This is a genomic window from Schaalia naturae (genome assembly GCF_042665795.1).
In the GTDB taxonomy this organism is placed as follows: Bacteria; Actinomycetota; Actinomycetes; order Actinomycetales; family Actinomycetaceae; genus Pauljensenia; species Pauljensenia naturae.
Genome location: NZ_JBHTEF010000001.1, coordinates 1,139,032 through 1,154,600, shown reverse-complemented (window position 1 = coordinate 1,154,600; position 15,569 = coordinate 1,139,032). Strand labels below are relative to the sequence as shown.

At 73.4% G+C, this 15,569-nt stretch carries 13 protein-coding genes, 1 other RNA gene and 1 pseudogene; 10 read left to right on the top strand and 5 right to left on the bottom strand.

Annotated features, from left to right (window positions below):
• Positions 1–19: 19 nt before the first annotated feature.
• Complete coding sequence (locus ACFQWG_RS05025; protein ID WP_380972742.1) at positions 20–1,123, bottom strand: lactonase family protein; 1,104 nt, start codon at positions 1,121–1,123, stop codon at positions 20–22.
• A gap of 136 nt (positions 1,124–1,259) precedes the next feature.
• Here ACFQWG_RS05025 and ACFQWG_RS05020 point away from each other — a divergent pair, with 136 nt between their 5' ends.
• Positions 1,260–1,997, top strand: coding sequence for a zinc ribbon domain-containing protein (locus ACFQWG_RS05020; RefSeq protein ID WP_380972740.1), 738 nt, complete (start codon positions 1,260–1,262; stop codon positions 1,995–1,997).
• A gap of 23 nt (positions 1,998–2,020) precedes the next feature.
• Positions 2,021–2,397: RNase P RNA component class A (rnpB, locus tag ACFQWG_RS05015), an RNA gene on the top strand.
• A gap of 22 nt (positions 2,398–2,419) precedes the next feature.
• On the opposite strand, the gene ACFQWG_RS05010 is transcribed toward rnpB, so the two are convergent.
• The 4 genes and pseudogenes from ACFQWG_RS05010 to panB all read right to left on the bottom strand — a co-directional run bounded on the left by ACFQWG_RS05010 (position 2,420) and on the right by panB (position 6,013).
• On the bottom strand, positions 2,420–3,079 hold the full coding sequence (locus tag ACFQWG_RS05010) for a hypothetical protein (RefSeq protein WP_380972738.1): 660 nt from the start codon (positions 3,077–3,079) through the stop codon (positions 2,420–2,422).
• 281 nt (positions 3,080–3,360) lie between these two features.
• Positions 3,361–4,113 carry a polyphosphate--glucose phosphotransferase gene (ppgK, locus tag ACFQWG_RS05005; RefSeq protein ID WP_380972735.1) on the bottom strand — a complete coding sequence of 251 codons (753 nt, stop codon included), beginning with the start codon at positions 4,111–4,113 and terminating at the stop codon, positions 3,361–3,363.
• A gap of 86 nt (positions 4,114–4,199) precedes the next feature.
• Positions 4,200–5,085 (bottom strand): annotated as a pseudogene (gene map / locus ACFQWG_RS05000) (type I methionyl aminopeptidase).
• Between the two features lie 67 nt (positions 5,086–5,152).
• On the bottom strand, positions 5,153–6,013 hold the full coding sequence (gene panB / locus ACFQWG_RS04995) for a 3-methyl-2-oxobutanoate hydroxymethyltransferase (RefSeq protein ID WP_380972732.1): 861 nt from the start codon (positions 6,011–6,013) through the stop codon (positions 5,153–5,155).
• A gap of 194 nt (positions 6,014–6,207) precedes the next feature.
• Here panB and pheS point away from each other — a divergent pair, with 194 nt between their 5' ends.
• From pheS to argR, 8 genes are all read left to right on the top strand, one after another.
• Positions 6,208–7,293, top strand: coding sequence for a phenylalanine--tRNA ligase subunit alpha (gene pheS, locus ACFQWG_RS04990; RefSeq protein ID WP_380972730.1), 1,086 nt, complete (start codon positions 6,208–6,210; stop codon positions 7,291–7,293).
• Position 7,294: 1 nt separating this feature from the next.
• A complete protein-coding gene (gene pheT / locus ACFQWG_RS04985) occupies positions 7,295–9,955 on the top strand; it encodes a phenylalanine--tRNA ligase subunit beta (protein ID WP_380972727.1) in 2,661 nt (886 codons plus the stop codon).
• 96 nt (positions 9,956–10,051) lie between these two features.
• A complete protein-coding gene (locus tag ACFQWG_RS04980; protein WP_380972724.1) occupies positions 10,052–10,555 on the top strand; it encodes a flavodoxin domain-containing protein in 504 nt (167 codons plus the stop codon).
• Between the two features lie 68 nt (positions 10,556–10,623).
• Entirely contained in the window at positions 10,624–11,685 is a 1,062-nt protein-coding gene (gene argC, locus ACFQWG_RS04975; RefSeq protein ID WP_380972722.1) for an N-acetyl-gamma-glutamyl-phosphate reductase, read from the top strand.
• Positions 11,682–12,863: a bifunctional glutamate N-acetyltransferase/amino-acid acetyltransferase ArgJ gene (argJ, locus tag ACFQWG_RS04970; RefSeq protein WP_380972720.1), complete on the top strand. Its 1,182-nt coding sequence runs from the start codon at positions 11,682–11,684 to the stop codon at positions 12,861–12,863. The genes argC and argJ overlap by 4 nt, the downstream gene beginning before the upstream one ends.
• The gene (gene argB / locus ACFQWG_RS04965; protein WP_380972717.1) at positions 12,860–13,774 is read left to right on the top strand and encodes an acetylglutamate kinase; all 915 of its coding nucleotides are present in this window, start codon (positions 12,860–12,862) and stop codon (positions 13,772–13,774) included. The genes argJ and argB overlap by 4 nt, the downstream gene beginning before the upstream one ends.
• A complete protein-coding gene (locus ACFQWG_RS04960) occupies positions 13,771–15,006 on the top strand; it encodes an acetylornithine transaminase (protein ID WP_380972715.1) in 1,236 nt (411 codons plus the stop codon). Before argB ends, ACFQWG_RS04960 begins: the two co-directional genes overlap by 4 nt.
• Positions 15,003–15,545: an arginine repressor gene (argR, locus tag ACFQWG_RS04955; RefSeq protein ID WP_380972712.1), complete on the top strand. Its 543-nt coding sequence runs from the start codon at positions 15,003–15,005 to the stop codon at positions 15,543–15,545. The genes ACFQWG_RS04960 and argR overlap by 4 nt, the downstream gene beginning before the upstream one ends.
• The last annotated feature ends 24 nt before the right edge of the window (positions 15,546–15,569 follow it).

Below are 15,569 nucleotides of genomic sequence, written 5' to 3'. Positions count from 1 at the left end.
GGCGGCGAGGCCGGCTCCCTCACCCAGGCAGCACGAAGGCGGGGGAGGGCACCGGCGTCCCGAACTCCTCGGGAAGCAGGCGCGGCAGCGCCTCCGCGGCGTCGCGCACCAGGACGTGGAGTCGCCCCGCTTGCTCCCCGGCGACGACGATGAACTCGCGCCCGCCGCGACCGGGGACGACCGCCAGGTGCCGCGGCCACGCCGACCCGGCCGGGACCTCGCCCAGGGGCGCGGGGCCGGCGAGGGCGGTGCCGCCGGCCGGATCCGGCAGCGCGAACACGGAGATCGTTCCCGGTCCCCTGTTGCCGACGTAGAGCAGCCTCCCGTCCGCGGAGGGCGTGACATGGGAGGGCAGGTCCTCCTGGCCCAGGGTCGTCACCTGGGCGGGGCGCCGGGCCGTCTCGGCGGCTGACTCGCCGTCCCAGGTCAACGTGACGAGCTCCGCCGAGAGCTCCGTGACGACGTCCAGGACGCGCCCGCCCCGCCGGAACGCGGCGTGGCGGGGCCCGGAGCCCGGGCGGAAGCGGAAGGCCACACCGTCCTCGCGCGCGCCCGGCCTCGCCGGGGGCCTCAAACGGAGCCTCCGCAGCTCGTCAGTTCCCAGGTCGCAGACGAGAGCCGTGGCGCCATCGGGCGTGAACGTCGCCGAATGGGCGTGCGAGCGCTCCTGACGGCCCAGCACGGGGCCGCCCCCGTCGTGGCGCAGGGCATGGGAGGGCCGCCGGGGCAGGCCGTCCTCGTCCAGCCCCACCGCGAGGACCGTCCCGTCCCCGTAGTTGCAGGCGAGGAGCAGCCCGCGGGCGACGGCGACGTGGGTGGGGGAGTCCCCCAGGGAGGGGATCGAGGACAGGGGCCGCAGCGCGTCGCCCTCGACGGCCCAGGTGGTCACCACCCCCTCGGGCGAGGCCTCACCCGTCGCGTGGAGCACGTCGCGGCCGGGCACGCGGGCGAGGAAGGAAGGGGCCGGCGTCCGGCACGCCTGGACCGCGGGGGAGAGGCGCCCGGAGGCCAGATCGATCCTGGTGTGCCAGATCCCCTCGCCCCTCCCGGCCGGCGTCCCGATGCCGGCGACCGGGAACGTGCCGATCCACAACCGGCGGAAGACAGGGGGATCGGTGGCCATGGGCCCACCGTAGCCGGGGCGGACCTGCGAGGGCGGCGCGGCCCGCCGCCCCGGTCGGTGCACGGCGCCGCCGGAGGAGTCCCTACGATAGGGGCAGCACGCACGGCACCATCACAGGATCCAGGGGAGGACATCGGTGAAAGCTGCGCACGAGGACCAATTGCTCCTGCTCGACCTCCAGAAGCTCGACCAGCAGGAGTCGCGGCTCCGCCACCAGAGGGACTCCCATCCCGCCCATGCCACCCTCAAGGAGCTCGCCGGGAGGGCCGACGACCTCCGGCGGGCGGCCGTCACCCAGACGGCTGTGATCTCCGACATCCGACGCGAGTCGGAGAAGCTGGAGACGGAGGTGGACAAGGTCCGCACGCGCCGGACGACCCAGCAGGGCAGGTTGGACGGGGGAGAGGTGCCGCTGCGCGACATGAGCGCCATGGAGCACGAGATCGCGCGGATGGACCAGCGCATCTCGGACCTCGAGGACGCGCAGCTGGACGCCGAGGAGCGGCTGGAGGCCGCGGAGGGGGCCGAGCGCGCCATGCGGGACGAGGCCGTGGCCATCGCCGCCGACGTCGAGGCGACTCGCGCGCAGTTCAGCGAGGACATGAGCGGCGTCGAGGCAGAGCTCCGCCGGATCATGGCCGAGCGCCGGGAGCTCGCCGAGCGCGTGCCGGAGGACCTGCTGGCCGAGTACGAGAGGTCGCGGTCACGCAACGGCGCCCTCGCGGTCATCGAGGTGCGCGAGGGCGTCGCCATGGGCGCCGCGACCGATCTGGCGCCCGCCGAGCTGGGCGTCATCGCGCGCATCCCCGACGACGAGGTCTACTGGGCGGAGGAGACCGGTCAGCTGGTCGTGCGCACCGGGGCATCCCGCTGAGCGGGTAGACTCACCCCTGCGGATGAGTCGGTCGGGCGGCCGCGGGGGGCCTGAGGGCCCCGTGAGGAACGTCCGGGCTCCATCGGGCAGGGTGGTGGCCAACAGCCACCCGGGGTGACCCGCGGGACAGTGCCACAGAGAACAGACCGCCGGGGCCGTCTGGCGCCGGTAAGGGTGAAACGGTGGGGCAAGAGCCCACCAGCGGCGCGGGCGACCGTGCCGGCTCGGCAAACCCCACCCGGAGCAAGACCAAGCAGCAGGCGAATACGGGCGGCCCGTCCAATGCCTGCGGGTAGGTTGCTGGAGGCCTGCGGCAACGCAGGTCCTAGATGGATGGTCGCCGCCGCGAGCCCGGCAACGGGACGCGGTACAGAACCCGGCGTACAGACCGGCTCATCCGCGTCCCGCCTCGCAGCGCGACCTCACCCGACGTCCATGTAGACAGGGGAGGACCCCCCGTAGCTCCCGGAGGGCGAGACCTCGACGACGGGATCCACGGGGATGTCCCACCGGGGGATCGCGAACACGTACTCGTCGTCGCGCTCCGCGGTGGATTCCGCGAAGTCGAGCGTCTGGCCGAGGTACCAGCGCCCGGACTGGCCCTGCAGACGCAGGTCGGCGCGCTGGGCATAGTCGTCGGCGCCGTACCCGTGGGGGATGACGTGGACGCGGACGAGCATCCAGGCCTCGTCCGCGTACAGCTCGTCCTCCATCCACGGGTCCACCGCGTCGCCGCCGCTCGTGAGCGGGGAGAGCACAAGATCGGAGTACTGGCCCTGGTAGTAGTCGGGGAGCCGCACGGTCCACTGGCGGGCGCTCGCGGGGGCGCCGGGCGAGAACCCCGCTCCGGGCTTGGGCTGGCCGGAGCCGAGGAGCTCCGGGGCGCTCTGCCCCGCGGACACGCTGCCCCTCAGGGCGGACGGCGAGGGGGCGGCCGAGGGATCGATGGACCGCGCCGCTCCGCGGGCAGGAGAGGCCGGGGACGAGGGCGAGGCGTCCTCGTCGGCTCCGGTGCCGGAGCGCGAGCACCAGGACAGGAGGAGGGCGGCCGCCACGATGACGGCGAACAGGGCGATGGACACGGCTGTGACCCGGGGGGAGCTCCGTTTCGCGCGGCCGGTCGGGGACCGCGGGGTGGATCCCCGGCTCGGCGTTCGCGTCCGGCGGGTCCGGCGTCTCCTGGGGGGCCGCGGGGAGGCGGGCGTGGGCGTGCGGCCGTCCGCGCCGGGAGCGAATTGCGGGTAGGCCCGGGCGGCGTCGGAGAGGTCCGGTGCCGCGGGGAGGCGAGGCGCGCCGGGCGTGTCCGGCTCCCCCGTCCAGTCCTCGGAGGGGTCCTCGGACGAGCCGGGGGCGAACCGGTCGGTCATCGGGTCCGGCGCGCCGCCTCGTAGGCGGCCCCGACGATGCCGGCTGTGTTGAGAAGCCGGGCGGGCACCATCGGGGTCCTCAGGCGCAGGAGAGGCATCCACTTCTCGTGGTTGGCGGACACACCGCCGCCGACGACGAACAGGTCGGGGGAGAACAGCATCTCGAGGTGGGAGTAGTAGCGCTGGAGGCGGCCGGCCCATTCCTCCCAGGACAGGCCCTGGAGCGTCTTCTGCCCGGCCGAGGCCTGGGACTCCGCGTCATGGCCGTCCAGCTCGAGGTGCCCGAGTTCCGTGTTGGGCACCAGGACGCCGTCGACGATGATGGCCGAGCCGATGCCGGTGCCCTGTGTGGTGACGACCACCTCGCCGGAGACGCCCTTCGCGGCGCCGAAGGCGACCTCGGCCAGGCCCGCGGCGTCGGCGTCGTTGAGCGCGGTGACGGGACGCCCGAGGTGGCGGAGCATGAGCGCGTTGACGTCGACCCCGGTCCAGGACTTGTCGAGGTTCGCGATGAAGGCCACGACGCCGTGGATGATCGGGGCCGGGAAGGTGACGCCCACCGGGACGTCCGATCCCGCCCCCAGGCGGTCGAGGATCTCCCGGCAGGCCTCGGCGACCGCGTCGGGGGTCGAGGGCGTCGGGGTGTCCAGACGGACCCGGTCGCCGACGAACTCACCGGTGCCGAGGTCGACGAGGGCGCCCTTGACGCCCGATCCGCCGATGTCGATCCCGCAGGCGTGCGCCGCCATGGTTCCTCCCTGAATCGCAGCTCGTTGCGTGTGCGCGCCCAGCGTAGCCCAGCGGGCGGGCCTGCGGCCCGGCCGTCCGGGCCGCGTCAGGGCAGGGTGAGGATCTCCGGCCCGTCCTCGGTGACGACGATCGTGTGCTCGAACTGGGCGGTGCGCGAGCGGTCCGCGGTGACGACGGTCCAGCCGTTGTCCCACTGCTCCCACTCGACCGTTCCCAGGGTGAGCATGGGTTCCACGGTGAACACCATGCCCGGCTCCATGACGGTCGAGTACAGCGGAGCCGCGTCGTAGTGGGGGACGATGAGCCCGGAGTGGAAGGCCTCCCCCACGCCGTGCCCGGTGTAGTCGCGGATGACGCCGTACTCGAAGCGCTTGGCGTAGGACTCGATGACGCGGCCGATGACGTTGATCTGTCGGCCGGGACGGCAGGCCCGGATGCCGCGCATCATCGACTCCCGGGTGCGCTCGATGAGCAGATGCGACTCGGGATCGACGGCCCCGACCTCGTAGGTGGCGTTGGTGTCGCCGTGCACGCCGTCCTTGTACGCGGTGACATCCAGGTTGACGATGTCCCCCTCCTCCAGGGGGCGGTCGTCGGGGATCCCGTGGCAGATCACCTCGTTGACCGAGGTGCACAGCGATTTCGGGTAGCCCATGTAGCCCAGGGTCGAGGGGTAGGCGTCATGGCTGATCATGTACTCGTGGGCGATGCGGTCGAGCTCGTCGGTGGTCACGCCCGGCCGGATCGCGGCGGCTGCGGCCTCCATGGCCCCAGCGGCGATGCGCCCTGCCCGCCGGATCCGCTCCACCGTGTCGGCGTCCTTGACGTCGGAGGCGGTGACGACCTGGGCCGTCGTGGAACATGTACTCGGGGCGCTCGATGTGCTCGGGGACTGAGCGGCGCGGGGACACGCGGCCCGGAACGGCCGTGCCCAGGGGGGCGCGGGTGGCCAAGGGGGATGCAGCGATCATGGATCCCACCCTAGACCGACCGGGCGGGCGCGATCGCCCCGGCGGCCCGGGGGCCGGCGGCGTCGCCTCAGTGGCGGTGGAAGTTCTCCTCGGCGGGGAAGGCTCCCTCGGACACCGCCCGGACGTAGCTGGAGGCGGCGCGCCTCAGATCCTCGCCGAGCTCTCCGAAACGGCGGACGAAGGACGGGGTCCAGGCCGTCATCCCCGCCATGTCGGCCCACACCAGGACCTGGCCGTCGGTGTCCGGTCCCGCGCCGATCCCGATCGTGGGGACGCTCAGGGCGCGTGTGACCTGTGCGGCGACGTCGGCCGGGACCATCTCCAGGACGACGGCCACCGCGCCCGCCTCCTCCAGCGCCCGGGCGTCGTCCAGCATCGGCTGGGCCTGGTCGCCGCGTCCGCGCAGGCGCGGCCCGCCGATCGCGTTCTCCGACTGGGGGGTGTAGCCCAGGTGCCCGACCACCGGGATGCCGCCGTCGGTGAGGAGCCGGACCGCGGCCGCCCGGGGTGCGCCACCCTCGAGCTTGACGGCGTGGGCCCCCGCCCGCATGAGCCGGACCGCCGAGGCGAAGGCCTGCTCGGGGGAGGCCTCGTAGGTCCCGAAGGGCATATCGGCCACGACCAGGACTCGGGAGGTCGATCGGGCCACCGCGCCGGTCGCGCGTTCCATGTCCTCCAGGGTGACAGGCAGGGTGGAGCCGTGCCCGAGGACGACGTTGCCCAACGAGTCGCCCACGAGGAGCATGTCCACTCCCGCCGATTCCAGGATCGGAGCGGTCAGCGCGTCGTAGGCCGTGAGCATCGTCAGGCGGCGCCCCTCCCGCTTCGCGCGGGCGAGGTGCTGGACGCGGACGCGGCGGGCGGGGGCGTCGGCGGGCGACGAGGGTGCCGCCAGCCGGGCGGGCTGGGGTGAGGGTGTGGAGGGCATCGGTGCTCCTGTGCGAGAGATCGCGGTTGCGCCCATAGCCTAGATGATCGGCCGGAGTCCCACGCGGGCGGCGCGGTCCCGACGGATGGGGCTGCCAGGTGGATGGCGCATCGGTGCCATTCGGGCCACGCACTATCATGGGGTGCTGGCGCGCCCGGCGCGCCGCACACGATTCCCGACCGAGGAAGCAGGACATGGCTGACACTGTCCCCGAGCTCAACCCGCTGGACACGGACGCCGTGACCGCCCTCGTCGACGAGGCTCTCGCGGCGATTGCCGCCGCCCCGACCCTGGCCGGCCTCTCGCAGGTGCGTGCCCGCGTGCTGGGGGACAACGCGCCCCTGGTCCGGGCGAACCGGGCGATCGGATCGCTCGACCCGAAGGATCGCGGGGCGGCGGGGCGCGCGGTCGGCGGGGCGCGCCACCGGCTCGCCGAGGCGCTCGAGGACCGCCACGCGGTGCTCGAGGCCGAGCGGGAGGCGCGCGCCCTCGTGGAGGAGGCCGTCGACGTCACCGTCCCCACGCGGCGCCGGCCGGTGGGGGCGCGGCATCCGCTGGAGACCCTGATGGAGGAGGTCGCGGACTTCTTCATCGCCATGGGCTGGGAGATCGCGGAGGGTCCCGAGATCGAGCACGAGTGGTTCAACTTCGACTCCCTCAACTTCGACATCGACCACCCGGCGCGCCAGATGCAGGACACGCTCTACGTCGACGGGCGCAGCGCGGGCGGTGAGCACGAGGAGGACGGTCACCTCGTGATGCGCACCCATACCTCGCCCGTCCAGTCGCGCGCGATGCTCTCCCGGGGCGCGCCGCTGTACGTGGCCTGCCCGGGCAAGGTGTTCCGCTCCGACGCCCTGGACGCCACGCACACGCCCGTGTTCCACCAGTGCGAGGGGCTCGCCGTGGACCGCGGCCTGACGATGGCGCACCTCAAGGGCACACTCGACCACTTCGCCCGCGCGATGTTCGGGCCCGAGGCCCGCACGCGCCTGCGGCCCTCGTTCTTCCCCTTCACCGAGCCCAGCGCGGAGATGGACCTGTGGTTCCCCCAGAAGAAGGGGGGCGCCGGATGGATCGAATGGGGTGGATGCGGCATGGTCAACCCGAATGTCCTGCGGGCCAGCGGCATCGACCCGGACGTCTACTCGGGGTTCGCCTTCGGCATGGGGATCGAGCGCACGCTCATGCTGCGCCACGGGATCGCCGACATGCACGACATCGTCGAGGGCGACATCCGCTTCTCGGAGCAATTCGGCCTCACCGGAAGGGGGAACTGACATGCCGATGGTCCCGCTGTCCTGGCTGTCCGACCACGTCGAGGTCGCGCCCGGCACCACGGCGAGGGATCTCGCCGCCGCGCTGGTGCGCGTCGGGCTGGAGGAGGAGACGATCCACCCGGCCCGCGTGACGGGCCCGCTCGTCGTCGGCCGCGTCCTCACACGCCACGAGGAGTCCCAGCACAACGGCAAGGTCATCAATTACTGCCGGGTCGACGTCGGCGCGCACAACGACGCGCCGGGCACCGGCAAGGAGCCCAGCGACCTCCCCAGCCGCGGCATCATCTGCGGCGCCCACAACTTCGAGGTCGGCGACCTCGTCGTCGTCTCCCTGCCCGGCGCGGTACTGCCGGGCCCGTTCCCCATCGCCGCCCGCAAGACCTACGGACACGTCTCGGACGGCATGATGTGCTCGGCGCGCGAGCTGGGGCTCGGCGACGACCACTCGGGCATCGTCGTGCTCACCCGCGCCTACCCCGGCCGCGAGATCCCCGCCCCGGGCGCCGACCTCGTGTCCTTCCTCGGCCTGGGCGAGGAGGTCCTGGAGATCAACGTCACCCCCGACCGGGGCTACTGCTTCTCGATGCGCGGCGTCGCGCGCGAGTACTCCCATTCCACGGGCGCGGCGTTCACGGATCCGGGGCTGGCCTCGGCGCTGCCGGAGCCGGTCCCCGCGACCACGGCCGACGGGTTCCCGGTGGAGGTCGCCGACGCCGCGCCGATCCGCGCGCACGCGGGCTGCGACCGCTTCGTGACACGGATCGTGCGCGGGGTCGATCCCTCGGCCCCGACTCCCGAGTGGATGCGCGACCGGCTGGAGATGGCCGGGATGCGGTCGATCTCCCTGCCGGTGGACGTGACGAATTACGTCATGCTCGACCTGGGCCAGCCGATGCACGCCTACGACCTGGCGACGCTCTCCGCGCCGATCATGGTGCGCCGGGCGGCGGACGGCGAGCGTCTGGAGACCCTCGACGGCGTGGACCGGGCCCTGGACCCGGAGGACCTCCTCATCACGGACTCCCCGGACGGCCGCGGCTCGCGGATCATCGGCATGGCGGGCGTCATGGGCGGCGCAGACACCGAGGTGTCGCCGTCCACCACGGACATCCTGCTGGAGGCGGCGCATTTCGACGCCGTCTCCGTCGCGCGCACCGCCCGGCGCCACCGGCTGCCGTCGGAGGCCTCGAAGCGGTTCGAGCGCGGCACGGATCCGCTGCTGCCTCCCGTCGCCTGCCAGCGCGCGGTCGACCTGTTGGTCGAGTACGGGGGCGGCCAGGCCGCCCCCGCCGTCTCGGACTGGGACACGGTCCGCGCGCACCCCCCAGTGCGGATGCGCGTGGGCGAGCCCCGGCGCCTGACCGGAGTGGACTACGGGCCGGCGCGCGTGCGCGAGCTGCTCCAGATGGTCGGCTGCACGGTCGCCGGGGAGGAAGCCGACGCCGAGTGGCTGGTCACGGCGCCCAGCTGGCGGCCCGACCTCGTCGGCCCCGCCGACCTCGTGGAGGAGGTCGCACGCCTCGACGGCTACGGCAACATCCCCTCGCTCCTCCCGGCGGCGCCTGCGGGACGGGGCCTCACCGGCGCGCAGCGGGCCAGGCGCCAGGTCTCCGACACGCTCGCCCAGGGGGGGCTGGTCGAGGTCGAGTCCTACCCGTTCGTCTCCGACTCGCATGATCGGCAGCGCCTGCCCGAGGGCGACGTCCGCCGCCGGACTCTGCGCCTGCGCAACCCCCTGGCCGAGGACGCGCCCCTGCTGCGCACCTCCATCCTGGACACGCTCCTCGACACGGCGGGCCGCAACGCTTCCCGCGGCGCGCCGTCGATCGCGGTGTTCGAGACCGGTATGGTGGCGCACCCCGACGGCACCCGGCCCTCGGGCCTTCCCTCCGCGGAGAGACGGCCCAGCGAGGAGGTGCTGGATGGGCTGCGCGCCGGCGTGCCCGCCCAACCCTGGCATATCGGCGCGGTGCTCGCGGGGGCGGCCACCGCTCCCGGCGTCCTCGCCGCCCCGAGGCCGTTCGACTGGTCGGATGCGGTGGAGGCCGTGCGGCGCGCGGCCACGGTCCTGGGCGTGCGCGTGGAGGTCACCCGCGCCTGGGAGCCCGATGCCGAGGCCCGCACCGGCCGGGGCGCGCCGCCGATGCCGGTCGCCGCGACCGATCCGTCGGAGGTGGCGCCGTGGCATCCCGGGCGTGCCGCCCGGGTGTTCGCGCGGCGCGGACGCGATCTGGTCGGCCTCGCCATGGCCGGCGAGCTCCATCCCGAGGTGTGCCGCGCCTTCGGCCTGCCCGCCCGCTCCTGCGCGTTCGAGCTGGATCTCGACGCCCTCATCGCCCAGATGCCTCAGCAGCCGGTGCAGGTCAGGCCCGTGTCCACGTATCCCCTGGCGAAGGAGGACATCGCCCTGGTCGTCGACCGGGGGGTCCCGGCGGCCCGCGTCGAGCAGGTGGTCCGCCAGGCGGCGGGGCCACTGGCGGAGGACGTCACCCTCTTCGACATCTACGAGGGCGACCAGGTGCCGGAGGGGCATCGGTCTCTGGCTTTCGCCCTGCGGCTGCGCGCCCCCGACCACACGTTGACGGCGGAGGAGTCCGCCCAGGTGCGCCACGCCGTCGTCAAGCGCGCGCACAAGCTGCTCGGGGCCGAGCTCCGCTCCTGAGGAACCAGGTCCCGCGCCGAGCGCGCCCTGTGTCGCTCGACTCATGGGGACCTTCGATGCCCTCGGCGCGGGCCCGGATCTGCCACACTGGGAGACATGAGAATCCTCGTCACCGCATCCTCCAAACACGGGGCCACTGCCGAGATCGCCGACGCCATCGCCGAGCGGCTGCGCGGGACCGGGTGGGAGGCCGTCCGCCAGAACCCGGAGGACGTCGTCTCCCTGGACGGGATCGACGCGGTCGTGTGCGGGTCCGCCGTCTACATGACCCAGTGGATGCCCGGGGCCACGGCGTTCCTCCAGCGCTTCGAGACCCAGCTGGCGCAGATGCCGGTGTGGGCCTTCTCGGTGGGCCTGTCGGGCGTCCCGAAGCACTCCCCCCAGGATCCCTCGCGGATCGGCCCGGTCCTCCTCAAGGTCCACGTCGTGCACCACCAGGTGTTCCCGGGCCGCTACGACCCGGAGCTGTTGTCTCTGCGTGAGCGTTCGATCGTCCGGCTCGCGGGCGGCGTCGAGGGCGACTTCCGTGACTGGCAGGCCGTCGGCGAGTGGACCGACTCGATCATCGCGGAGCTGCGCAGGACCCTCCCCGCCGCCTGACCGGGGCGCATCCGTCCACATGGAGGACATCGCCGCCATTCTATGCATGTGCCCGTATGATTATGCACATGTCATTCACAGCGGCTGTGGCCGGCGCGTCAGGCTACGCGGGCGGTGAGGTCCTGCGGCTGCTCGCGACGCATCCGGACATCCGGGTCACGACGGTCACGGCGGCCTCCTCCGCGGGCCGTCGCCTCGGCGACGTGCATCCCCATCTGGCGCCCCTGGCCGAGCTGGTCATCGAAGAGACCTCCCCGCAGACCCTGGGCGGGCACGACCTCGTGTTCCTCGCCCTTCCGCACGGGCACTCCGCACAGGTCGCCGAGGCGCTCGAGCGCGCGGGCGACGACGCCCTGATCATCGACCTCGCGGCCGACCACCGGCTCGCCGACCCCGAGGAGTGGCGACGCTACTACGGCGGAGAGCCCGCCGACCCCTGGACCTACGGCATGCCCGAGCTGCTGCACGCCGGCGAGGACACGGCCCGCGCCCAGCGCGCCGGCCTCGCGCGCACGAGGCGCGTCGCGGTCCCCGGGTGCAACGTCACGGCCGTCACCCTGGCGCTCCAGCCCGCAGTCCTCGCCGGGCTCGTCGACGCCTCCTCGACGTGCGCCACGCTGGCCGTGGGCTACTCGGGCGCCGGACGCGCGGCGAAGCCCCACCTGCTGGCCTCCGAGGCGCTCGGGAACCTCGCCCCCTACGGAGTGGGAGGATCGCACCGCCATATCCCGGAGATCCTGCAGAACCTCCGGACCGCGGGGGCGGCGGACCCGCAGGTCGCCTTCACCCCGGTCCTGGTCCCGGTCTCACGGGGGATCCTCGCGACCGTCGTCGCGCCCCTGGCCGCAGGCGCGGACGCCGACGCGATCGCCGACGCCTACCGCGTCTACGACGACGAGCCGCTCCTCGAGGTCCTCCCGACGGGGGTGTGGCCCGCCACCGCGCCCGTCATCGGCACCGGCCGCGCGCTGGTCTGCGCCGCCGTCGACCGGCGCAGCGGGACGCTCATCGCCCTGTGCGCCCTCGACAACCTCGGCAAGGGCACGGCCGGCGCCGCGATCCAGTCCGCCAACCTCGCCCTGGGCCTGCCGGAGTGCACGGCCGTCCCCACGATCGGAGTCGCCCCATGACCGCCCTCGCCGTCGGAGTCACCGCGCCCCGGGGGTTCGCCGCCTCCGGTGTGGAAGCGGGCCTCAAGCAGCATGGGGGGCGCGACCTCGCCCTCGTCGTGAACCGTGGGCCGCGCGCGGCGTCGGCCGGCGTCTTCACCTCGAACCGGGTCGTCGCGGCGCCCGTCACCCTCACCCGCTCCCACCTGGCCGCGGGGACTCTGCGAGCCGTCGTCCTGAACTCGGGCGGCGCCAACGCCTGCACCGGCCGCCCCGGCGCGCGGGACGCCCAGGCGACCGCCGCGCGCGCCGCCGCTGCGCTCGGCCTGGAGCCCGGGCAGGTCGGCGTGTGCTCGACGGGGCTCATCGGCCAGAGGCTGCCCCTGGACCTCCTCCTGCCGGGCATCGACCAGGCGGCCGCCGCTCTGGAGGAGGACGACGAGGCCGCCCTGGCGGCCGCCGACGCGATCCGGACCACCGACACCGTGCCGAAGACCGCGGTGGCGACCGGCGACGGGTGGAGCATCGGCGGAATGGCGAAGGGCGCCGGGATGCTGGCCCCCGGTCTCGCCACCATGCTCTGCGTGCTCACCACCGACGCCGTCCTCGACGATGCCGGGGCCGCTTCCGCTCTGGAGGAGGCCGTGCGGACGACTTTCAACCGCACCGACTCCGACGGCTGCATGTCGACGAACGACTCGGTCATCCTGCTCTCCTCCGGCGCGTCCGGGACGGCGCCGGATCCGGCCGCCTTCACGGAGGCTCTGCGCGAGATCTGCGCCCGGCTCGCCCGCCAGCTCATCGCCGACGCGGAGGGCGCCACCCACGACATCGCCGTCACGGTGGCCGGGGCCAGCGACGAGGCCGCCGCCGAGGCTGTGGCGCGGGCCGTCGCCCGGTCGAACCTGTTCAAGGCCGCCGTCTTCGGCAACGACCCGAACTGGGGCCGCGTCGTGGCGGAGGTCGGCACCGTCCCGGCCGAGGTCGCCCCCTTCGACCCCTCGCAGCTCGACGTCTCGATCAACGGCGTCATGGTGTGCCGTCAGGAGGGCGTGGGCGAACCCCGCGAGCGCGTCGACATGACCGCGCGCGAGGTCCGCGTCCTCGTCGACCTCCACGCCGGGGAGGCCCGGGCCACGGTGTGGACGAACGACCTCACCCACGGATACATCCACGAGAACAGCGCGTACTCGTCATGAGCGACCGGATCAGCCCCCAGGACAAGGCGGGCATCCTCCTGGAGACGATGCCATGGCTGCGCCGCTACTCCGGCCAGATCGTCGTCATCAAGTACGGCGGCAACGCGATGGTCGACGAGTCGCTGAAGAGGGCCTTCGCCCAGGACGTCCTCTTCCTCCACCAATGGGGCGTCCGCCCGGTGGTCGTCCACGGCGGTGGCCCGCAGATCAACGCGATGCTCGCGCGGCTCGGCCTGGAGGCCCCCTTCGAGCACGGGCTGCGCGTGACCACGCAGGAGGTCATGGAGATCGTCCGGATGGTGCTGCTCGGCAAGGTCCAGCGCGAGCTCGTCTCCCTGCTCAACCAGGAGGACTACCAGGCGATGGGACTCGCGGGAGAGGACGCCGGCCTCTTCCGCGCCCGCCGCACGCCCGCCTGGGTGGACGGCGAGCCCGTCGACGTCGGGCTGGTGGGCGAGATCACCCATGTCAACGCCGCGCCCGTCCTCTCTCTGCTGGACGCGGGCCGGATCCCTGTGATCTCCTCGGTCGCCCCCGACGAGGACCAGCCCGGCGGCGTCCTCAACGTCAACGCGGACCTCGCCGCCAGCGCCCTGGCTGGCGCGCTCGGCGCGGAGAAGCTCCTCATGCTCACCGACGTCGAGGGCCTCTACGCGAACTGGCCCGACCGCTCCACCCTGATCTCCCGTCTCACCGACGAGGAGCTGCGCGAGATGCTCCCCTCCATGGAGTCGGGGATGGCCCCGAAGATGCGAGCGGCCCTGGCGGCCCTCGACGGCGGGGTCCCGATGGTCCACATCATCGACGGCCGCCGCCCGCATTCGATGCTGCTGGAGATCTTCACGGACGACGGGGTCGGCACGATGATCACGGCGGCGCACGCGGAGGCGTTCCCGGAGGTGCTCCGATGAATGGACGGGAATGGGGCAGCCGCTACGCGGACGCCCTGATGAACACGTTCGGGGCGCCCCAACTGGTGCTCGTGGAGGGATCGGGCGCCCGCGTGACGGATGCGGACGGACGGGAGTACCTCGACCTGCTGGGCGGGATCGCGGTCAACCTCCTCGGCCAGGCGCACCCGGCGGTCGTGCGCGCCGTGTCGGACCAGGCGGGACGGCTCGGACACGTCTCGAATTTCTTCGCCACGCCCCCTCAGGTGGCGTTGGGCGAGCACCTCCTGCGCATCGTCGAGCCCGGCGGAGCGCCCGGGGGATCGCGCGTGTTCCTGACGAACTCGGGCACCGAGTCCAACGAGTGCGCCCTCAAGATGGTCCGGGCCCACGCCAACGCCCTGACGGCCGGGGACGGCCGCCCGCGTCCGCGCATCCTCGCCCTCGAGCACGCCTTCCACGGACGGTCCACCGGGGCGCTTGCCCTCACCTGGAAGCAGGCCTACCGGGCCCCCTTCGAACCGCTCATGCCCGGGGTGGAGTTCATCCCCGTCGGGGACATCGCAGCCCTGGAGCAGGCGATGGGCGAGGACGTCGCCGGCGTCTTCGTCGAACCCGTGCAGGGGGAGGCCGGCGTCCACGAGGTCGACGACGACTTCCTCCTCGCGGCGCGCCGGCTCACCCGCCAGGCGGGCGCTCTGCTGGTGTGCGACGAGGTCCAGTGCGGGCTCGGGCGCACGGGCGACTGGATGGCCCACCACCGCAGCGGCATCGTGCCCGATGCCGTGACCCTCGCGAAGGGCCTGGGCGGCGGCATGCCGATCGGCGCCTGCATCGGGATCGGCGCGGCCGGATCCATCCTGGGCCCTGGCATGCACGGCACGACCTTCGGCGGGAACCCCGTGTGCGCGGCCGCCGCGAACGCCGTGCTCGACACCGTCGAGTCGGAGGGCCTCCTCGATCACGCGGAGCGCCTCGGACGGCAGTGGCGGGCCGAGCTGAGGGACCTGGATCTGCCGGGCCTCACCGAGGTCCGCGGCCGCGGGCTGCTCATTGGCGTGGAATTCTCCGCCCCCATCGCCCCCCTCCTGGTCTCGGCCGGCAGGGAGGCGGGCTTCATCCTCAACGCCGCCACCCCCACCACGCTGCGCCTGGCGCCCCCCCTCGTGCTCACGGCCACTCAGGCGCGCAGCTTCACCGAGGCGCTGCCAGGGCTCGTCGCCAGCGCCCAGCGACAGGAAGGACATCGATGACCACCACGACACCGTCGATCCCGGCGACCCGCACCGCGCGGCACGGCGCCATTGTCGACATCCTCGCGGAGCAGGCAGTCGCCTCCCAGGAGGAGCTGCGCAGGGCGCTCGCACGGCGGGGCATCGAGACCACGCAGGCGACGCTCTCCCGCGACCTCATGGAGCTGAGGGCCACCAAGGTCCGCAACCAGTCGGGCGTCCAGGTGTACTCCGTGCCCGATGCGGACGGCGGGCACACCCACGAGGCGGAGGCCGCCGGCGCGCGGCTGGTGCACTGGTGCCAGGAGCTCCTCGTCGCCACCGACGTGGCGGGCAATCTCCTGGTGCTGCGCACACCGGTGGGAGCGGCGAACCTGCTCGGATCGGCCATCGACGCGGTGCGGATGGACGGCATCGTCGGCACGATCGCGGGGGACGACACGATCCTCCTCGTGTGCCGCACCGCGCAGGAGGCCGAAGGGGTCCGGGACCGGCTCCTCCGCCTGGCGGACGCGGGGACCGCCGGATCCCCCGGGGACGGCGATCCGGACCATGACTGACACAGGCATCCATCCACTCACGGA